The following is a 22,157-nucleotide window of genomic DNA, read 5'->3' as shown; positions in this document are numbered from 1 at the left end:
CATATGTCCCAATGCTGAGAATTAAGTTTACCTTTATATAAGGAATCATATAAATATCTCATAATTGTGGACAACCTCGTGCATAAAACGTGACTAAAGTTCTATAACCGATGCAATTTAAGGGATAATTTTACATTCCGGTAACTTTTAAAATCTGATTTTATTGAGTACAACCTTACAGCAAAAAATCTGGCTTTCTTCACCACATATGGGCAACCTTGAGCAACATTATGTGAAAGAGGCTTTTGATACCAATTGGATAGCACCTTTGGGCCCTAATGTAACAGGATTCGAATCTGATATAGCTAATTATCTTGGAGATCAGGTTTTAGCTACTGCCTTGAGTTCGGGAACAGCTGCCATTCATCTTGGTCTCCTCATGCTTGGAGTAAGTCATGGAGATGAGGTTATGTGTCAAAGTTTTACTTTCTCTGCTTCTGCCAATCCGATTACCTATCTTGGGGCTCGTCCTATATTTATTGATAGTGAACGAGATACATGGAACCTTTCTCCGGAGTTACTGGAAACGGCAATCACGGAAAGAATTCAGAAAGGAAAGAAACCCAAGGCTATTGTTGCTGTGCATTTGTATGGCATGCCCTATAAAGTGGACGAAATTCATGAGATAGCCTTGAAATATGAAATCCCCGTGTTAGAAGATAGTGCTGAGGCCCTTGGAAGTTCTTATTATGAAAGAAAATGCGGTACGTTCGGGGACATCGCTGTTCTATCATTCAACGGAAACAAAATAATTACTACTTCTGGTGGGGGGGCATTGATTTCCAAAAATAAAGACTATACTGAAAAAGCTCTTTTCCTTGCTACTCAATCAAGGGAAAATGAAGTCCATTATGAGCATGAAGAAATAGGCTTTAATTATCGAATGAGCAATGTAGTTGCCGGTATTGGGAGGGGTCAAATGCGTGTCCTTGAAGATAGGGTACATGCTAGGAGGAGGAATTTTCAATTTTATAAGGATGAGTTAAGTTCTCATCCGGACATTATATTTTTAAATGAAATACCAGGCAACTATAGTAATCGCTGGTTAAGCTGCATTCTTACGCCATCTTTTGAGGTAAGAGAAAGGATCAGGATGGCTTTATTAGATCAAAATATTGAATCCAGACCTTTATGGAAACCAATGCATGAGCAGCCTGTATTTAAGGAGAATCTGGCATATGTTAATGGAGTAAGTCTTGATCTATTTCAACGTGGCCTTTGTCTTCCAAGTGGTTCTAATCTAGAAAAGGAACACTTGGAGCGAATTACTTTTATTTTAAAGCAAATATTATCATGATAAAACAGTATTTGACCAGCTCCGTCTACCGTTTTGCATCTAAATGGGTTGTTCTTGTTATTGATCTTTTTACCGTCTCCTCGGCATTTATATTATCATATTTCATTCGTTTTAATTTCACCTTTGATTTCGATGTAGAAAAGCTGGTCCTACAAATTCCATTGGTGTTTTTAATTGCTGCGCTCGCATTTCTAATCACCGGGTCTTATAAGGGAGTTATTCGGCATACCGGAGTACGAGACGTTTACAATATTTTTAATGGGGTTTGCCTTCTTAGCATTATGGCCATTTTTGTGGTATTGTTTAATAGATTCTATAATATCTATGATGAGTTTACTATTCCTTTATCCATTATAGTTATCAACAGTTTTATAAGTTTTGTAGGACTTACCGCTTCCCGATTTATTTTTAAAAGTCTCTACCACAACGTAGTACATAATTTAGAAGCGAACAGGAAAAATGTAGTTATTTATGGAGCTGGGGAATCTGGGATTCTAACACATCACGCACTAACAAATAATTCCAAGAAACAGGTAAATGTAATTGGTTATATCGATGATGATAAGCAAAAAATAGGAAAACAAATAAATGGTATTCAGGTTTATGGTAAAGAAGCACTTTGCCATGAATTTATTCATAAAAAAAGCATATCTGAAATCATCTTTTCTATTCACAATATTTCTCCAAGAAGACTAAGTGATTTAGTACAAAGCATGGTTGATTTCCCTGTTTCTGTTAAGATCGTTCCTCCTGTTGAAGATTGGATAAATGGTGAACTCAAGGCATCACAGATCAAAAAAGTTCAGATTGAAGATCTCCTGGACCGATCTCCGATACACATTCATAACGAACGAATTAAGGATGAATTAAGGGACAAGGTAATTCTGGTAACTGGTGGAGCTGGGTCCATCGGAAGCGAATTGGTCAGGCAAATTGTCAACTATAATTATAATTCTCTGATCATCGTAGATCAGGCCGAGTCATCCCTATATGATCTCCAACAGGAACTAATACAGAGTGGTAAACACAATTTTATCCCGGTGGTAGGCGATATCAGGGATAAGAACCGCATGAACATCCTTTTTCAGGAATACCAGCCGGAGATCATTTTCCATGCGGCCGCATATAAGCATGTTCCATTGATGGAATATAATGCTTATGAAGCAATAAAGATCAACATTTCCGGGACCAAGGTCATTGCAGACCTGTCTGTTCAGTATAAGGTTGAAAAGTTCGTCTTTATTTCTACTGATAAAGCTGTGAATCCGACAAATGTCATGGGTGCAACAAAGCGCGTCGCGGAAATGTATATCAGTTGTAAACAGCAGGAAGGAGTTACCAAGTTCATAACAACCCGCTTTGGTAATGTGCTGGGTTCCAATGGTTCAGTGATACCGTTGTTTAAAAAGCAAATTGAAAAAGGAGGTCCTTTAACGGTAACTCACAAGGAAGTTACACGATATTTTATGACCATACCGGAGGCCTCCCAATTGGTGCTGGAGGCCTGTGCCATGGGAAAAGGAGGTGAGATCTTCATTTTCGATATGGGTGAATCTGTAAAGATCTTCGACTTAGCCAAGAATATGATAAAACTCTCCGGTTTCAGCTATCCTGAAGACATTGATATTAAGATTACGGGATTACGGCCTGGAGAAAAACTGTATGAAGAATTGTTAGCAAATGGAGAAAATACATTGCCCACATATCACAAGAAGATCATGATCAGCAAGGTCCGTGATCTGGACTATGCAGATACAAGGACAAAAATTGATGAGCTCTGTGTTACGAATATGTTCTTTAAGTCGAATCCAGTGAAATTAATGAAGGAAATAGTTCCTGAGTATGTATCACAGAATTCTTCCCTGTGCGAATTTGACAAGCAGGATAGTGTTACAGAGGAATTTGCCCAAAAAAAGGACATTCATAAGGTGTATTGATTTTTCATGCTTATTTTTATACATCCATAAATTTACTTCTGATGAAAAGGAGACTTTCCAACTTTGTAATTGTTTTTATAGTTGCACTAACCGTTTTTTCTTGTGCCTCAAGGAAAGAAATAGTCTACTTTCAGGATACAGGTAATTACGAGACCCTTATTGATGAGAACAAATCAATAACGAAATTCAAAATTGATGATCTGGTTTCAATTTACGTTTCCTCACTTAACCCAGAAGCCAGTGCCCCATTCAATCTTTTCAGAGGGAATTCTGAAGGAGGTTTTCGTGCGGAACAAGTAGATTATTTAGTGGATCAGGATGGGATGATTGATTTTCCGGTCATAGGAAAACTCAAAATAGAAGGTCTTTCCCCTGATGAACTCAGAAATTTACTTAGAACCAGACTTTCCGAGTATTTAAAGGATCCGATCATTAATATCCGGCTAAGGAATTTTACGGTTACCGTACTGGGGCAGGTAACCAGGCCTGGCACGTATCCTGTGAATGGGGAGCAGATAACGATTTTGGAAGCTTTGGGGCTAGCTGGTGATATAACCTTACGAGGGGTACGGAATAATATTCTTGTAATACGTGACTTTAATGGTACTAAAGTCTATAATCGAATAGATCTTACCTCAAAAAACATGACGAAGTCTCCCGTTTATTATTTGACCCAGAATGACGTGGTGTACGTAGAGCCTAACTCCACAGGGATCCGAGAAACATCTGTAGGCCAATCAACTTCAATTACCATTGCCATTTTATCCACATTGATCACTTCTGCCGTTATTTTAATAACTAGATCATAAAACCTTAAGAAAAGAATACATTGAAAACGGAATCAAACTCTTTAGGAGTCCAGAAAAATCAATTGGATTATAAAGAAGTAATAAGGCCCTACACGAAGCATTGGATTTGGTTTGTAATTGCATTTTTTATAGCTATCATAGCGGCCTTTCTCTATATCCGTTATGCGACACCTATGTACGCTGTCCGGGGCAAGATACAGATCATAGAGGACCAAAATTCCGCTTCTGAACTAAGTGCCCTAAAAGACTTAAATGTCTTTACAGGAGGCAATGCTTTCGTTGAAGATGAGATAGAAATACTCAGTTCTCGCTCTAATATGATTGAGGTGGTAAAAAAACTAGGACTCAATATGAGTATCATCGCCAAAGGAAATATTCATGATGCAGAGCTTTACAAGCGAAACGTTCCATTTAAGTTGAATTTTCTGGTTCCTGATTCGTTGATCCTCAGATCGCGAGCGTCTTATTTTATCAGAATCTCTTCTGAGTCCAGCTTTGAATTCAGAGAAAAAGAAGATTCTCCTTTAAAGAATTTCTCTTTTGGTACTAATGTCAATACTGAAATAGGCGACTTTGTTTTATTGCCTAATCTTCCGGAACCGGATATGAGAGGGCAGGTCGGAAGAGAATTTCAAGTGAACCTTTTTCCAATCGACAGAATCGCTCAGGCGTACAAGTCAAATTTAACAATTACTGTTTCAGATGAAAAGTCTGATATTCTTTCACTTTACATAGAAGATCCGGTTGAGCAAAAAGGAATAGACATTATAAATACCCTCATAGATACCTATAACGAAAATGCGATAGAAGATAAAAAACAAATCGCGGATAAAACCTCCAGCTTCATTAATGACAGAATTCAGGAGATTTATGGAGATCTCTCAACTGTTGACCAAACCGCTCAGGATTTCAAATCCGGAAGGGGTATAGCTGATGTGGCGTCACAGACCAGTTCAAATATCAGTATAAGTGCCCAAAGTCAACAGGAGCTCCAAGAAGCGCAATTTCAATTGAATCAGGCTGCATCCATGAAGGACATTGTAGATAGCCAACAAGGTTTTGAACCTCTGCCTTCAAACATTGGGTTATCGGACCCTTCGATTACCAGTACTACGGCAACATATAACCAGCTCGTGAATGAGCGTAAACGCTTATTGAGGAGTTCCAATGAAAAAAATCCTGTCATTGTAAGCCTGGACGAACAGCTGAGTGGTTTAAGGAGAAGTCTTCAATCGAGCCTAGGCAGTATGACGAATAACCTTAACATGCAGGTGACTAACCTGAGCAACCGACTGTCCCAAGTTAATGCTCGTATATACGCCACACCAGGTAATGAAAGGGCGCTGAGGGATATTACCCGTCAGCAGCAAACTACTGAAAGTTTATATCTTTATTTATTGCAAAAGCAGGTGGAGTCCGAAATAACCTTTGCCTCTGCCGCTCCAAAATCTAAAGTGATTGACAGAGCCTACGGAGCAAGCCCATTTCCTGTGTCTCCTCAAAAAATTAAGGTTCTTCTGGCATTTGCGATCCTGGGATTGCTCATCCCTTTTACAATTATCTATGTGAAGGAATTACTGGATAATAAAGTTCACAATAAACTGAGCCTTGAAACATATATTGGAAGTATACCGGTTTTAGCAGAATTGCCTAAACTGTCATCAAAAGAGAACCTGCTTGTTAAAACAAGTGAGCGCAGTGTGATGGGCGAGTCTCTCCGAATTCTTCGAACCAACCTCGATTTCATTATAAATTCCAAATCCGGAAATGCAAAAAGGGGGAATGTGATCTTTGTAACTTCGACCATACCCGGTGAAGGAAAGACATTAGTTTCATCTAACCTGGCGATGATCTTCGCCAAAGCAAATAAAAAGGTTCTCTTAATAGGGGCCGATATTCGCAATCCACGTATTTATCAATTTTATTCAGGTAAAAATGTAGATCGTTTGGGTAAACCCACAAGAGATAAGTCTATCGTAGGTCTTACAGACTATTTAGTTGATAAGACCATAGGGATCGGAGAAATCATTTCTCCTATGCTGGTCCATGATCAAACGGTCGATGTGATCTATTCCGGAAAAATCCCTCCCAACCCGGCAGAATTACTTATGAGTGAAAGAATGAAGGAGTTATTGATTGAGGTCCCATCGGAATATGACTACGTGATCGTAGATACGGCCCCCTTGATGGTGGTTTCAGATACACTATTGATCAGTGAGTATGCAGACCAGATCCTTTATGTTGTTCGTGCTGACAAAACAGAGCTTAAGGTTCTGGATTTCCCATTGAAACTTCATGCAGAAGGGAAACTCAAAGGTCTTTCATTTGTGGTCAATGGGGTAAAGGAATCTAATCTCGGTTATGGAGGGAAGTACGGATATGGCTATGCGGAGAAACGAAAAAAATGGTGGCAATTCACCTGAAACCTTCACCTTAATAAAACTCCCTAATCGTATTTTGGATGAGGGGATTTACCTTGTCAAGAATTCTAGGAACAATTTGAACATTCTTTAGGGCCTCGAGATGTCTTAGATTGTGAACATCGGATCCCACAAAATCGTATATACCCGCACTTAGTAGTCTGTGAGCCTCCCGTTTTATATCCATTCCGTAATAATCGCTAAGGGATAGCAAATTCATTTGAAATCGAACATTGTCCTTCCTGTATTTATGATATGTACTTTTTCTGCCATGCCAATAGACATAGCGTTCAGGATGAGCCAGTACAGGAAAAAAGCCATATGATGCGATATGTCCGATTGACTCCTCCAGGTTCATGGAAGCCTGGAGGTATGACATTTCAATCAGCAAATAGTCTTCGGATAGAGGCATAACTTCATTTTTTTTCAAAATAGCCTCGAAATGCCCGTCTATCATGTGTTCAGCGGCTGTCCCTATGGTTATGTGATCCAGTTTTTTTGCAATGAGTTCATCTCTTAATTTCGAATAGGAAGACCTTATGGTTTCCGGAGTATTCGGGTAGTAGTCATTCATTATATGGGGCGTTGCAATAAAATGGGTCACCCCGAACGATTCAAATTCCCGGATCATGGCTATAGAGTCCTCCACGGTCTTTGCTCCATCATCGATACCTGGTAAAATGTGATTGTGGATATCCACAAATCCCTCTAGGGCATCTACTAAAAATCGCTTCCTGGAAAAAATGTGGAACATGTTGTCAGAAATATCGACGCAAAATTACGCTTTCTATAACTAACAAAGATCCTGCCATTGTAACGAATTTAATTCATATACAATGACAGGACTTATGGGTGTTTGTTCCCCCTATTTTTCCTTTATCGCAGCCTGGGCGGCAGCCACTCTCGCTATGGGTACCCTAAAGGGCGAGCAACTCACGTAATTCATCCCTGCCCGGTAGCAGAATTCCACGGAACTGGGTTCTCCCCCGTGTTCCCCGCAGATGCCCACCTTGAGATGTGGATTGGTCTTGCGGCCGCGTTCTGTGCCCATGAGTACCAGTTGGCCCACACCTTCCTGATCCAGTACTTCGAACGGATCTTCCTTGAGGATGCCTTTTTCCAGGTAGATGGGCAGGAATTTGCCGGCGTCGTCCCTGGAATACCCGAAGGTCATCTGGGTGAGGTCATTGGTGCCAAAGGAGAAGAAGTCTGCATGCTCTGCGATCTTGTCTGCCAGGAGGGCAGCCCTTGGGATCTCGATCATCGTTCCTATGGAATAATTGATCTTGGTCTTGCGTTTGGCAAAGATGGATTCAGCGGTCTCCCGTATCACTTTTTCCTGTTCCAGGAATTCATTGACGGTGCCCACGAGGGGGATCATGATCTCAGGATGGGTCTCTATGCCCCTTTCCTTCAGGTTCAGGGCCGCCTCTATGATCGCCCTGGCCTGCATCTCTGTGATCTCCGGATAGGTATTCCCCAGTCGGCATCCCCTGTGACCAAGCATGGGGTTAAATTCCTCTAGTTCTGCCACCTTGCTTTTTACGGCGTCCAGGGAGATATGCAATTCGTCTGCCAGTTCTTTCTGGGTAGCCAGTTGGTGGGGTACGAATTCGTGCAGAGGGGGATCCAGCAATCTAATGGTCACGGGAAGTCCCTGCATGGCCTCAAAGATGCCCTCGAAGTCGCTTCTCTGCATTGGCAGCAGATCTTTTAGCGCGTGTTTGCGTCCTTTGACTGTGCTTGCCAGGATCATTTCCCGCATGGCCTTGATCCGGTCTACTTCAAAGAACATATGTTCGGTTCGGGTAAGTCCGATCCCTTGTGCGCCGAAACTTCTGGCTACAGCAGCATCTTTAGGGGTGTCTGCATTGGTTCTCACCTTCATGGTGGCGTATTGGTCTGCCAGGACCATCAGCTCCCCAAATTCTCCGCTCAGTTCGGGCTCACGGGTGGCCACTTTGCCTTCGATGATATTCCCGGTTGAGCCGTTGAGTGAGATCCAGTCCCCGTCGTGGAAAACCTTTCCATCTACGGTCATCGTTCGGGTCTTGTAATTGATCTTCAGGGCACCGGCACCGGAGATACAGCATTTGCCCATCCCCCTTGCCACTACGGCGGCGTGGGAGGTCATCCCGCCTCTGGCGGTCAGGATGCCCCTGGCCAGGTGCATGCCCTCAAGGTCCTCAGGTGAGGTTTCGGTCCTAACTAAAATGGTGTATTTGTACTTACTCGCTTCTTCGGCAAAAAAGACGATCTGTCCCGTAGCTGCTCCAGGGGAGGCTGGCAGGCCCTGTGCAATGATCTCGGCATCCTTCAAGGCCGCAGGATCGAAGATGGGGTGCAGGAGTTCATCCAGTTTGTTGGGATCTATACGCATCAAAGCCTCCTTCTCATCCAGGACGCCTTCCTCTAGGAGGTCCATGGCGATCTTGACCATGGCGGCTCCGGTGCGTTTCCCGTTGCGTGTCTGGAGGATCCAGAGTTTCCCCTGTTGTATGGTAAATTCCATATCCTGCATATCCCGGTAATGGTTTTCGAGGGTTTTTTGGTAGCCGTCGAGCTCGGTAAAGATCTCAGGCATGAGCTCCTCCAGAGAAGGGTAGGAGGCGACCCTTTCTTTCTCCGAGATCTGGGCCAATTGTGCCCATCTTTCAGAGCCCAGTCGGGTGATCTGTTGTGGGGTGCGCACCCCGGCGACCACATCTTCTCCCTGTGCATTGATGAGGTATTCCCCATTAAAAACGTTTTCTCCCGTACCCGCATCTCGCGTAAAGCAGACACCGGTTCCTGAATCGGTACCCATGTTCCCAAAAACCATGGCCTGCACGTTCACGGCGGTTCCCCAATCTGCGGGATATCCGTGGATCTTGCGATAGTACATGGCGCGGTTCCCGTTCCAGCTGTCAAAAACTGCCATTACAGCACCCCACAGCTGATCCCAGGGGTCGGTCGGGAAGTTCTTCCCAGTTTTCTTCTTTACGGCATCCTTAAAATCATAAACGAGGTCCTGCAGGTCCTGGACGGTAAATTCGGTATCGAGTTTTATATTCCTCTTCTCTTTCAGGTGGTCGATGATCTCTTCAAAGGGGTCCTCATCTTCCTTGTTCTCGGGTTTCATACCCATGACCACACCCCCGTACATCTGTATAAATCTCCTGTAAGAGTCCCACGCAAAGCGTTCGTTCTTCGTTTTGCGGATAACTCCCTCAATGGCCTTGTCGTTGAGGCCGAGATTGAGCACGGTATCCATCATCCCGGGCATAGAGACCCTGGCCCCGGAACGCACAGATAGCAGGAGCGGATTTTCATCATCCCCAAATTTGGTTTTCATGGTCTTTTCGATCTCCCGTATAGCCTCTTCCACTTCCAGTTTGATGAGGGGTATTACTTTATTCTTTCCCAGTTGGTTGTATTCGGTACACACTTCGGTCGTGATCGTGAATCCGGGAGGCACGGGGATCCCGATTCTGCTCATTTCCGCCAGGTTGGCGCCTTTTCCTCCGAGGAGGTTCTTCATTGTACTGTTCCCATCGGCCTTCTTGTCGCCGAAGCGGTATACCCTTGTTTTCACTGTTGTTGCTGTTTCCATTATTTTATGATGCTTTGCATGACACCATGCTGATTTTGAGTGTGAAATTACAGGTATACCCCATGGATTTATATGATAATTATCATGTTCATCCCTTATGTGATCAGGGTTAGAGTATACAGGGAAAAAGAAAACCCCGGAACATACTTCCGGGGTGGTAGCAGGCACGGTGGGGTGGCCTGCTGTTATCTTTCGAATAAAAAACCAGATGGTTTTTCGGTTCCTATTGTTTTATGATCTTGAAGTTCTGTTCGAGTGATGCACCTCTGACGTGGATCACATAAATACCAGAAGCCAGTCCGCCCAGATCCAACTCCACATATCTCGAGGAGGAGATCTGGTAAGACCTGCCTGTAACCATCACACCGTCCGGATTATAAACATAGATGCTCACTGAGGCGTCCGACCCGGGTATGTAGACCTGGGTAGCGCCCGAGGTGGGGTTTGGATGGGCGGTGACCCTCAGAGGTACAAAGATCTCGGTCTCAAACCTGCCCTGGCAGTCCCAATCCGTGAATACCTCCACCCTGTGTAACCCGCTGGACAGCACTCGGCGGAATTGGTTCGAAGTAGCGATCTCTTCCACGCCGTTGATCAGCACCCTGTAGGAATCTGAACCGCTGAGGTCGAGCGTGAGCTCCCGACTATCCTTGTCAATAGTGTGGGATACATCCAGAGGGGGCCGCTCGGAAATGGTTGCCTCAAAGCATTCCTCGAAATCAGGTACCCCTACCACGCTGAAACAGATCTGATACGTACCCCCAGACAGTCCGCCGATCATCAAAACAGGCGAAAGGCGGGCATCAAACTCTAAAGGAGCTCTCCCTGTAATGGTGACCCTATAGATGTATTGTGTATCCAGAACCCGGATCTCAACGGCCCCGTCACCTTCAAGCGTACAGGCAGGGCTGGCTACCTCCACCTGGAAGTTGGAAACCGGCAGGGAAAAGAGCTCGCATCCGGTATTATCTACGATTGCTCCGGGTGCGGAATCCAAACACTGGTCTGTTGTATTGGGCACCCCGTCTCCATCTCCATCCGGATCGCAATCGTCACCAATGCCATCTCCATCGAGATCTTCCTGTTGAGGGTTGTAATTATTTGGGCAATTATCTTCGCTATCCGGTATCCCATCCCCGTCACTATCGTAAGGGATGAAAGTAACTGTAATCGTAGAAGAGGAGTTCGTTCCATTGATTGCTAAAGAAATGATGGCATCACCAGCTGTGGTCCCGCTGGTTAGCAGAGCGGAATAGGTCCCATTACCAAGGTCGGTCACTAGGCTTACGGTACCCAGGGTGGGGGAGACCTCCAGGGTTTCCCCTCCGGTGGTGATGGGGTTGTTGTTACTGTCAAAGAGTTGGATGAGGATGTTTGATGTGCTCACACCGTCTGCCATGATGCTGGTTGGACTTGCTGAAATGATAGCGGAATCAGGATCGGGAGTCCCTGCTGTAAATTCTATGGTTGCTGTGGCCAGAGCCTGCTGCCCGTTGATGGTAAAGGAAACCTCTGCATTCCCTGAAACCGTTCCGCTGGTCAGCACAGCGGAATAGGTCCCATTACCAAGGTCGGTCACTAGGCTTACGGTACCCAGGGTAGAGGAAACCTCTATAGTTTCCCCTCCCGTAGTGATGGGGTTGTTGTTACTGTCAAAGAGTTGGATCAGGATATTTGAAGTACTTGCACCGTCTGCTATGATGCTGGTAGGACTTGCGGTAATGGTGACTGTAGCCGGATCCGGGGTACCCGCAATGAATTCAACTGAAGCGGTAGCTGTAGCCGGGGCTGCATTGATAGTGAAAGAAACCTCTGCATTCCCTGCAGCCGTTCCGCTGGTCAGCACAGCGGAATAGGTCCCATTACCCAGGTCGGTCACTAGGCTTACGGTACCCAGGGTGGAGGAGACCTCCAGGGTTTCCCCTCCGGTGGTGATGGGGTTGTTGTTACTGTCAAAGAGTTGGATGAGGATGTTTGATGTGCTCACACCGTCTGCTATGATGCTGGTTGGACTTGCTGAAATGATAGCGGAATCAGGATCGGGAGTCCCTGCTGTAAATTCTATGGTTGCTGTGGCCAGAGCCTGCTGCCCGTTGATGGTAAAGGAAACCTCTGCATTCCCTGAAACCGTTCCGCTGGTCAGCACAGCGGAATAGGTCCCATTACCAAGGTCGGTCACTAGGCTTACGGTACCCAGGGTAGAGGAAACCTCTATAGTTTCCCCTCCCGTAGTGATGGGGTTGTTGTTACTGTCAAAGAGTTGGATCAGGATATTTGAAGTACTTGCACCGTCTGCTATGATGCTGGTAGGACTTGCGGTAATGGTGACTGTAGCCGGATCCGGGGTACCCGCAATGAATTCAACTGAAGCGGTAGCTGTAGCCGGGGCTGCATTGATAGTGAAAGAAACCTCTGCATTCCCAGTAGCTGTTCCGCTGGTGAGCACAGCAGAATAGGTTCCATCACCCAGGTCGGTCACCGCGCTTACGGTCCCCAGGGTAGTGGTGACCGCTATAGTTTCCCCTCCCGAGGTAATAGGGTTGTTATTGCTGTCAAAAAGCAGGATCAGGAGGTTAGAGATAGTGCTGCCGTTGGCCACGATGCTCGTCGGATTAGCCGAAATAATGGATGTGGCGATATCAGGAGCCCCTGCAACAAAGGTTGCTGTAGCTGAACCCTGGGCGCTAAATCCGTTTACCTTGAAGGTTAGAATGGCCGTCCCTACCGAGGTTGGACTGGTAAGTACCGCGGAATATGTGCCATCACCCTGGTCTGTTACTGCCGAGAGGGTCCCAAGGGATGAGGTGATCTCAATGAGTTCACCACCTACCGTGAGCGGGGCATTGCTTTCACCTATGAGTTGAATGAGTACAGCAGCTGTGCTGATTCCATCGGCAGGCAGTGTATCCGGGGTTACGGTAATGGTCGAATTGATCGTATACAGTCCTTCTATGGCTCCTACCGAAGGAGGATCACTTCTCAGAGCTCCTTTAAAGTCGGTTGATATTCCCGAAATAGTCTCACCTACCTGAGCGATTCCCGGGAAATAATCAAAAGGAATTACGCTCGTCTCGTCGATAAACTGGGGATCTCCTTCCGTACTGTTCGAATCCTGCCCGGTAGAACTCTGCCAGTCGGCCAGGGTGGTGCGGTCTGCTCCGTTGAAATCACCCAGGATCCCATCCGGACCTGCGGTAAAATATCGGTTATGGTCGATGGTAAGAGAACTGTTATTCCTCAGACGGATGGCGTAGTGCTTCCCGCTTCCCCCACTATTCAACCTGTAATTGGTAAAGAGGTTGTTCTTGATCACGGAGTTATAATTACCGTAAAGGCGGTAGAAGGCATAGGAATTCAGGTTCCCGCTGCTCCCTGATCCATGGATGGACACGGTGTTGAAAAAGTAATTGCTACTGGCCCCGTTTGTGTCGTCGAAGATCCCGTAGATATTAATATTTCCAAGCGATGTGCCATTCACATCCCGGCCGAGGCTGACGATGTTGTTCTTAATGGTGTTTAGGGGCGATTGAAAGGATCTCATATAGATACCGGCCACGGTTCCCGTTCCACTTGTGGAAACCAGGCTGTGGACCAGGTTACCCTCGACCTCAGAATTTTTTTCACCCAGATATAAGCCATAGGCGTTTTTGGCAGACAAAAGATCATAGATCGTGTTGCCGGAGTACATGCTTCCTGAGGGGTTGTATTGCGACCTGATCCCAGAGACGTCTCCCTCGCTTTGTAGGCCCCGGATCGTGTTGTTGGTTATGGTGTAGGCATTAGAGGGATTGTATTTGAATAGTTCAATCCCATTGGAAGGATAGGTGGTTGAATACGACCTTAAATCCTGGATTAGGTTCTCATCGATGGTCGCGTGTTCGTATCCCATATAGGCCACATAGATGCCGGAATAGCTGAATTGGCTGGCTGTTGGAGAATCGCCGATTTCGACAGGGGCCCCCGGAAAGCCGATGGTATTTCCACTGACGGTCACCGCAGACCCCTGGTATCCTTTGGTGCTGATCCCATTGAAATATCCCAGCGGACTCGCGGTCGTTGGGATGCGGATACCGCCGATGGCGTTGTCAGTGATATCGACATTATAGAGGTAATTCAGGGAACTGCCGGGGTTGCCCAGCATGATCGCCCGGATCCTCATATGCCCTGTGGTGCTGAGACTTATCGAATTTGGATCAGTCGCAGATCCAATGGTATTGTTAGCGATCGAAGCCGTTCTCAGGATGGTAGCGGACGATCCGTAGGTTCCTTCGAAGAAGATGGGATAGATATTGATATGTTCCGACCCCCCGTTGACCGAAAAACCAGAAATGGTATTCCCTTCAATAGTTGATAGATCTGTACCATCAGAAGTCATGAAGATGGGATAGAGATCCACAGAGGAATTAGCTCCGTTTACATCAATATTTGTGGTGCCCGTAGCTCCGGATGAAGCGTGCCCGATGATGTTGTTGTTTACCAGGTGACCGGCCCCGTCCCTGAGGTAGATCCCGTAATAAACTCTGAAATTGGTGTTACTAAAAGATTTTGGGGTCGATTGGTAGATCCGGTTGTCCGTTATGGACCAATGGGTGGCATATTGGGCATAGACAGCGGCCGCCTGTGTAGAATTGGGATTCCCGTAGTCGAATAGTTGATTTCCCGAGATGGTATTGTTGTCGCTGTTGCCGTAATAGTAGTACCCGGCATAGATGAGGTTCGACGGATAGTTTGTACCCGATGGCCCTATGGCATTGTTGAGGAACTGATTGTTGTTTGCCCATTGCAGTTGAATAACTCCTGAGCTGGCCGATGAATTAGATCCCAAAATAGTGCAATTTTCTATAGTGTTTCCTTCTGTGGCACTTTTGGTACTGGAGAATCGCAGGGTAGGTGCCCCTGTATGATCGTTTCGCAAGGTCAGGGCATTACCCGATTCGTTCAGACCATCAATAGTCACCTGGTCTGCCCCGTTAAAATGGATGAGTCCGCTAGACCCTAAATTCCCCGAAATGGTCCTTTGAACCCCTCCAGAGGGAGTGATGCGTATGCTTGTATAGTTACTGGGGCCTGAACCACTGTGGTCCAGAGTAGCCGTACTGGTTTCTATGAGGTCTGCGGTGATCTCGATCGTGATATCACCTCGGTGATTCCCGTTGTTGATCTGATCGAAGGTCGCTTTGAGATTTGGATAATTTCCTGTGGCAGTGCCTGCTGTGGCCTGCACCTGAACTTGCGCCAGGCTGTTTAGGGAGGATAGAATGAACAAAAAAAGACAGATGTGGGATAGTCTGATAAGCATGGTTCATCACAAGGGTTAAAAGCCTGTTGGTTTAGGCAGGCTGGTTGGTTTAAGGATTCTATTTTCTTCTTGTTGAATTTCTTCTTATAATACTTTGTCGTAAGAATATACATCGATAAAGTGTATGAAATACACGTCAAAATACTTGGATAGAACGAAGAAGAGCTGAATTTATTACTTCAAATGGGGGCTTTACTTACCGATGCAGAAGTTGGCAAATATGTTTCCCAGAAGGTCGTCCGTGGTGATCTCCCCGGTGATCTCCCCGAGGTGATAGAGTGCCTGGCGAATATCTACCGCCAGGAGGTCACCCGAAAGGCCGGATTCCAGACCCTCCTGAACCTTTCTGATCTCTTCGGTAGCCCTGATCAGGGCGTTGTAGTGGCGGGTATTGGAAATGATGGTGTCACCAGAGGTCAGGGCACCGGTATTGACCAGGTTTAAGAACTGGTCTTTAAGCGTATCCAGTCCTTTGTTTTCCTTCGCTGATATGAATAAGGCGTTTGGAATCTCTTCCGTTAATCTTGAGAGGACCCCATCCTCCAGGGCATCTACTTTGTTGACCACGAGCAACATTTCTTTACCGGGATACTGGTCTTTGAGTAATGCGAGTCGACCCTGAACCTCCTTTCTTTTTTCCTGAGTGAGGTTCACTTCCTTCGCATCTACCAGGTAGATCACAAGCCGTGCGTTTTCGATCTTTTCATGTGTCTTTCTGATGCCGATGGATTCCACCACATCGACGGTTTCCCGTATCCCAGCGGTGTCGATAAAACGGAATCCGATACCGCCTATCACGAGTTCGTCCTCCACGGTATCCCGTGTGGTTCCCGGAATGGGACTTACAATGGCCCGCTCTTCGTTCAGCAGGGCGTTGAGGAGGGTGGATTTCCCCACGTTGGGCTCGCCCACGATGGCGATGGGGATACCGGTCTTGATCACGTTGCCCAGGGCGAAGGAATCGATGAGATTCCTGAAGACCTGCTGTATGCGAGTGAGCAACTCGGAGAATTGTTTTTTGTCAGCGAATTCGACATCCTCTTCGGCAAAGTCGAGTTCCAGTTCAATCAGGGAGGCAAAATTGAGGAGTTCCTGCCGGAGGTTTTTGATCTCGTTACTGAAGCCACCCCTCATTTGTTGCAGGGCCAGTTGGTGGGAAGCGGCATTTTCCGAAGCGATAAGGTCGGCCACAGCTTCAGCCTGACTCAGATCGAGTTTGCCATTCAGGAAAGCCCGGAGCGTGAATTCCCCGGCCTCCGCCATCCTGCAGCCTTTCCTGAGGAAGAGTTGTATGATCTCCTGCTGGATATAGGGGGAGCCATGGCAGGAGATCTCGGTCACGTGCTCACCAGTGTAGGAGTTCGGGCCTTTGAAGACAGTAACCAGCACCTGGTCTAAGGTCCTTCCATCTTCCTTCAGATACCCAAGATGTACGGTGTGGCTGGAAGCCTTTGTCAGGGATCCACCTCTTACGGGTTCAAATACTTGGGAGGTTGTGGAGATGGCATCCGGACCGGATACCCGTATCACCGCGATGGCGCCGGTTCCCGGAGCCGTGGCAAGAGCAACAATGGTATCCTGTGAGATCATCAATTCCTTTTTGCAAAAATAGGGAAAAGGAAGTTTGAAACAGGGAGGGTCGCTTTGTAACAAAATGGCCCGACTCACGACCCATAGGTAAGAAACCATAATTCATCAATCATGGAAGTCATCAACACCACCACATTAAGGGAAGACCGGCAGTTGCTGGTCGTCACCCATCTCACGCAATTGATATCCTATGTCATAGGGTTTGGCGGACTCATCACGCCCCTGATCATCTGGCTTACCTCCAGGGACAGGGTAGAAGGCATGGACGAACACGGGAAGGCCATCGTGAACTTTCAACTAAGCCTGATCCTGTATTTCATCCTGAGCATTCCTGCCATCCTGCTTCTGGGCCTGGGTATCCTGGGGATCATCGGAGTGGTCATCCTCGGATTTGTAATGCCTATTGTCAACGCGGTCCGTGCGAATAACGGGGAAAGCCCGAGTTATTTCATGACCATTAGATTTATAAACTAGTATATCAGTACATCCACGAATCAAAAAAGCATCCTCAATTTTGAGGATGCTTTTGTCTTTAAAAGCAATTTGTTATGCCGTTAGGTTATAGTGGGCAAAGATCTCCGCCATTACGGCTAGTACCTTCGATCACTTCGAAATCTCCAGCAACCAAGCCGGGACCAATAGGTTGAGAGCAACTGGTATGAATTTTTACCGCTTCTTCTCCGTTCACATAGATTGTGATCTCAGTACCCAAGGTACCTTTCTTGTCATTGCCATAAAATTCGAAGGTTCCGTCTGCTGATACTTTCCCATTGAAAACATCGCCTTCTTTTTTAGTCTCTACCCTGATATCATCATCCAGGTCTCCTGAATAACTTAATTTCAAATAATCCACCTTGCCATCACATTCACAGTCATCATCACCCCCATTTCCAGGAGGAGGATCCAGAGGACACAATTCTCCTCCGTTTCGGCTGGCTCCGCCTACAACCGTGAAGTCGCCGAATGAAAGGCCTGGGCCGATAGGTTGTGAACAGCTGGTATGTATCTTAGTTTCGGACCCATTTGCCTTAATAACGATCTCTGTCCCTAAAGTCCCATTTTTATCAAAGCCGCTTAGGGTAAAGGTAGCTCCGGCTTCAACAAATTCATTGAAGATCTCGTTTTCCCCTTTCTTGTCAGTTACCACGATTTGCGTAGCGGGTCCGTCATTGACCAGATCCAGTCTGGTGACTTTGCCATCGCATTCCCCGCAATCGTCACCATTACCGGGAGGCGGATCCAATGGGCATAATTCTCCACCGTTTCGACTGGCACCACCGACCACGGTGAAATCACCAAATGTGAGACCAGGACCAATCGGTTGCGAACAACTGGTGTGGATCTTGGTGTTTTCAACACCGTCCACGAATATTACAATTTCGGTACCTAATGTATTTTTCTTGTCATCGAAAATTCCGGTTGAACCATCAACGGTAAAAGTTTCTCCAGGATTAATAATGCCAATTGGCAGCTCGTTATCACCCTTTTTGTCCATGACAACAATATCAGCAGGATTTTCTCCATTGTATTGCAGGTCTAGTCGGGTAACTTTACCGTCGCATTCATTACATTCGGTTTCCTTGCAATCACAGGGAACTTCCAGGGTGATAAAAATCGGCTGACTGTTGTCTTGTGGGATCAGCACAATCGCTATTAATTGTCCACAATCTGGAACAAAGCCTTCGGCTTCTGGACTAGCTAAAGCAGCATCAACAATTTCTTGTCCCTTAGTCACACTCCATCCATCACCCAAAAACGCACAGGCCACACAATTGACATCATCGATCAATTCCCAAATGGCCCATTGGACATCACCGAAGGTATAATTGCCTCCAGAAGGACTTGGTTTTCCAATATACTGCTGATTGATAATCCAATTGATCAGATCAAAATTTTCAGGATTTTCGAAAAGATCGGGTAAGGATTCAGTGCTGGAGTACACATCTGCAACGAATGTATGATCAACACCTAATGACCTGTCTACATCAATACACCAGGCAGGTATATTCTCACCAGCCAAATCGGAGTCATTAATGTTGATGGTAAAATAAGAATCCATCCCGGGCTTAGCCGTTGTGGTAACCTCTACTGAAGTAGGCAAACCTGATACCAAGCCATCGATGTCTGGGTAACATTCAGTTGTAGTTCCCGTGAAATTGACACTTTTCAGGAGATTCTCGTCCTGTAATAAATCAACGTCGGAGCATCCTGCAACAACAAGCAGGACTACCGTTAAAGAAGCTAGTAATTTTTTCATAATAATTAAGTGTTAGAATTAACTTTTAGGCGAAACCGATACAGTATAGAAATAATACCTAATATCCTATAAATCAAGACGGTCTTCTTATAAATTTACCCTTTATTCCCTGTAAATATTTTGGGTAATACCTGTTTTCGTTTAAAAGATAATTTTCCGGTCAAAATGCGTGGTTTCGAAACTTCCTATCCGTTTGTCCTAACTTATTGGTATCCCTACTTATAATTTAAAGTGATCCGAAAAGAATTTAGGATCGCATTAAATCAAGGATTTTGGGCTTCCTGAAGTTCTTTTAACGTTTAGGATAAAATTTACTACTGACGTTATTGGCGTGGTTCTTAAACAGAAGGAAGATAAGACTATTCTATTTATTTATCTCAAAAAAAAATATCGGTCCTTTTTTATTTTTTTATGTAAATGTTGGCTACCTTTTTTCTCTTACCCGAAGATAGCACAGGAATTTCTTTAACAAATTCCACCTGTATTTCTGCGTCATTTCCCAGTAGGTTTTTAAAATCATGGATCAACGATGAGGTCTGTGGAAAAGAGTTGATCAAATTCAATTTTATTAAATATTCCTTTTTGCCTCGTTGAATAAACTGATATTGATCGATTTTATCATAGTACCTGGACATTATAGGATAAATCGAGTAAGAGGAAATATGATCCCCGCTAGTATTATAAATAGCATCCATTTTTCTTCCTTCGATCCTGGACAATACTAATTTGTCATTCACGGATTCCATAATCCCAAGATCACCTGTATCATATCTAATAAGTGGCATGCTGTAGTTAAACAAATCAGTAACTACAATTCTACCTAATTTACCGTGAGGGGCTTTTCGATCTTCCTCAATTTCAAAAATCTCTACATAATAACTGGCCCAATTAACTTCATAGAAGTCGTCTTTTGCCTTCACCTGTTGGGCAATAATACCTTGTTCCTCATTTGAATATCTCGCAAATACTGGAACACCCAGAACTGATTCCAGATTTCGTTTACTTTCAGGGGACATGGATTCGGAGGTTGACAGAATAGAAATCAGGTTCAGATCCAATTGGGCAATTTGCCTTTTTTCCAAATAATGATTTAAGGATTCGAAGGAAGAGGCAAGTCCAAACAAGATTTTTTTCGATTTATCTTCTGTAATTTTTTGAATAATACTTTCCAAAACCTTATCAGGAAGGGTAGAAATATCGATTTTTACAATATTTTGAAAAAAGGCCATGTGCCTGCTTTTCTCTTCTCCTTTCCACAATCGAAAATAATATAACCGATCACCCAAACGATATCCAGTTTTTAATAGAAAAAAGAGAGCGTCTGCTTTGTTTCTTTTTACTTTATTCTTGTCCTGCAGAATGGAAAAAGGTATTCCCGTAGATCCGCTTGTAGTAACCTTGAATAACTTCTTCCCAAGGTATTCGGTGGATTTAAAAGCATCAAAATTATTCCGAATTTCTGTTTTACTAATCACAGGAAACTCATCAAACGTTTTTTTTCTTGCCGGAAAGTAATAGGGAACCGTTTTCTTAGCATGGATCAGTAAATCCAAGAGATGCTTATTGGATTGGTCAATTAAATAAGAATGGCTAAGAGCGTGCAGGTTATTAGAAATATCCTCCAAGTGGTTTCTTACATGACTTCCGTTTAAGAAGTCCCATATCCAGAATCCAGATCTCCTTAAAAAATTTTGCATGTACATGAATAAGCTAGCGTATGATTTTCATTTCAAAATTAATTGGAATTTGAATTGTAGCCTTCAAAAGGATAAGGAAATATTGTGGACCTAAGAATAGTTGATTATTTCATCACATATGTCTATCTAAAACAAATATCTTTTATGGCTTAAAACGTAAAATTTTATTAACGATTTAAATCACAAAAAATCAGATTATGCAACTTCTCAATAAACAAGGTCATATTAAAAAGGAGAAAATAAAAAAGGACAATCTATTCTGATTGCCCTTTTATTAAAATCAATCACTGATTTTATTTACAAACCACCGCATGAGCAATTATATAGATTTCACCGTTTAAGCCTTTTGCGATTGAATATTGACCTGGAGCAACAGTTGGCCTGCCTTTCTTATCTGTCGGGAACATAGCCTTACCGGCGTAAGAATGAGTTTCCTGAACAGTATATCCTTCATCAATATTATATTCAAATTCTACATTACCATCAGAATAACTCACATCAACTGTTCCAACGAGTACGCCTTTACTGATATCGCATTGTCCGGCACCCGCATAAACATCATATGTATAATCTCCTTCTGTTATTGGACCAATAGTCCATCCCCAACGGTCGAATTCCTGAGGAGTATCTATAAAACATGTCGCTCCGTTTTCCCCTCGTGCAAATGCAGTCTCGCATTCAAGTTCTCTGCAATCACATGGAACTTCCAGGGTGATAAAAATCGGCTGACTGTTGTCTTGTGGGATCAGCACAATCGCTATTAATTGTCCACAATCTGGAACAAAGCCTTCGGCTTCTGGACTAGCTAAAGCAGCATCAACAATTTCTTGTCCCTTAGTCACACTCCATCCATCACCCAAAAACGCACAGGCCACACAATTGACATCATCGATCAATTCCCAAATGGCCCATTGGACATCACCGAAGGTATAATTGCCTCCAGAAGGACTTGGTTTTCCAATATACTGCTGATTGATAATCCAATTGATCAGATCAAAATTTTCAGGATTTTCGAAAAGATCGGGTAAGGATTCAGTGCTGGAGTACACATCTGCAACGAATGTATGATCAACACCTAATGACCTGTCTACATCAATACACCAGGCAGGTATATTCTCACCAGCCAAATCGGAGTCATTAATGTTGATGGTAAAATAAGAATCCATCCCGGGCTTAGCCGTTGTGGTAACCTCTACTGAAGTAGGCAAACCTGATACCAAGCCATCGATGTCTGGGTAACATTCAGTTGTAGTTCCCGT

General features: G+C 44.6%; 12 protein-coding genes. 5 read left to right on the top strand and 7 right to left on the bottom strand.

What is annotated here, in order from left to right; all coding sequences use genetic code 11:
* Nucleotides 1-163: 163 nt before the first annotated feature.
* From GWK09_RS13385 to GWK09_RS13370, 4 genes are read left to right on the top strand one after another with little or no spacing between them, the layout of a single operon-like run.
* Entirely contained in the window at nt 164-1,297 is a 1,134-nt protein-coding gene (locus GWK09_RS13385) for a DegT/DnrJ/EryC1/StrS family aminotransferase (RefSeq protein WP_394367584.1), read from the top strand.
* Nucleotides 1,294-3,234, top strand: coding sequence for a polysaccharide biosynthesis protein (locus GWK09_RS13380; protein ID WP_163693973.1), 1,941 nt, complete (start codon nt 1,294-1,296; stop codon nt 3,232-3,234). Before GWK09_RS13385 ends, GWK09_RS13380 begins: the two co-directional genes overlap by 4 nt.
* 41 nt (nt 3,235-3,275) lie before the next feature.
* Nucleotides 3,276-4,043, top strand: a complete 768-nt coding sequence (locus GWK09_RS13375) for a polysaccharide biosynthesis/export family protein (RefSeq protein ID WP_163693972.1) — start codon at nt 3,276-3,278, stop codon at nt 4,041-4,043.
* A 20-nt stretch (nt 4,044-4,063) separates the two neighbouring features.
* Nucleotides 4,064-6,466: a GumC family protein gene (locus GWK09_RS13370; protein ID WP_163693971.1), complete on the top strand. Its 2,403-nt coding sequence runs from the start codon at nt 4,064-4,066 to the stop codon at nt 6,464-6,466.
* A 10-nt stretch (nt 6,467-6,476) separates the two neighbouring features.
* On the opposite strand, the gene GWK09_RS13365 is transcribed toward GWK09_RS13370, so the two are convergent.
* From GWK09_RS13365 to mnmE, 4 genes are all read right to left on the bottom strand, one after another.
* Nucleotides 6,477-7,217: a tyrosine-protein phosphatase gene (locus GWK09_RS13365; RefSeq protein WP_163693970.1), complete on the bottom strand. Its 741-nt coding sequence runs from the start codon at nt 7,215-7,217 to the stop codon at nt 6,477-6,479.
* Between the two features lie 111 nt (nt 7,218-7,328).
* The gene (gene ppdK / locus GWK09_RS13360; RefSeq protein WP_163693969.1) at nt 7,329-10,055 is read right to left on the bottom strand and encodes a pyruvate, phosphate dikinase; all 2,727 of its coding nucleotides are present in this window, start codon (nt 10,053-10,055) and stop codon (nt 7,329-7,331) included.
* Nucleotides 10,056-10,278: 223 nt separating this feature from the next.
* The gene (locus tag GWK09_RS13355) at nt 10,279-15,354 is read right to left on the bottom strand and encodes an invasin domain 3-containing protein (RefSeq protein ID WP_163693968.1); all 5,076 of its coding nucleotides are present in this window, start codon (nt 15,352-15,354) and stop codon (nt 10,279-10,281) included.
* A 192-nt stretch (nt 15,355-15,546) separates the two neighbouring features.
* Nucleotides 15,547-16,944, bottom strand: a complete 1,398-nt coding sequence (gene mnmE, locus GWK09_RS13350) for a tRNA uridine-5-carboxymethylaminomethyl(34) synthesis GTPase MnmE (RefSeq protein ID WP_163693967.1) — start codon at nt 16,942-16,944, stop codon at nt 15,547-15,549.
* Nucleotides 16,945-17,055: 111 nt separating this feature from the next.
* Here mnmE and GWK09_RS13345 point away from each other — a divergent pair, with 111 nt between their 5' ends.
* Nucleotides 17,056-17,418, top strand: coding sequence for a DUF4870 domain-containing protein (locus GWK09_RS13345; protein ID WP_163693966.1), 363 nt, complete (start codon nt 17,056-17,058; stop codon nt 17,416-17,418).
* A gap of 85 nt (nt 17,419-17,503) precedes the next feature.
* Here GWK09_RS13345 and GWK09_RS13340 read toward each other — a convergent pair whose 3' ends face one another.
* The 3 genes from GWK09_RS13340 to GWK09_RS13330 all read right to left on the bottom strand — a co-directional run.
* Nucleotides 17,504-19,201, bottom strand: a complete 1,698-nt coding sequence (locus GWK09_RS13340) for a thioester domain-containing protein (RefSeq protein WP_163693965.1) — start codon at nt 19,199-19,201, stop codon at nt 17,504-17,506.
* 401 nt (nt 19,202-19,602) lie between these two features.
* Nucleotides 19,603-20,754, bottom strand: a complete 1,152-nt coding sequence (locus GWK09_RS13335; RefSeq protein ID WP_163693964.1) for a phenylacetate--CoA ligase family protein — start codon at nt 20,752-20,754, stop codon at nt 19,603-19,605.
* A gap of 437 nt (nt 20,755-21,191) precedes the next feature.
* Nucleotides 21,192-22,157, bottom strand: a 966-nt coding sequence (locus GWK09_RS13330) for a thioester domain-containing protein (RefSeq protein WP_163693963.1), incomplete at its 5' end; no start/stop codon positions are given.

Source organism: Muriicola jejuensis (assembly GCF_010671595.1).
In the GTDB taxonomy this organism is placed as follows: domain Bacteria; phylum Bacteroidota; class Bacteroidia; order Flavobacteriales; family Flavobacteriaceae; genus Muriicola; species Muriicola jejuensis.
The sequence above is the reverse complement of the archived record's forward strand: the minus strand, read 5'-3'. Positions and strand labels throughout refer to the sequence as shown.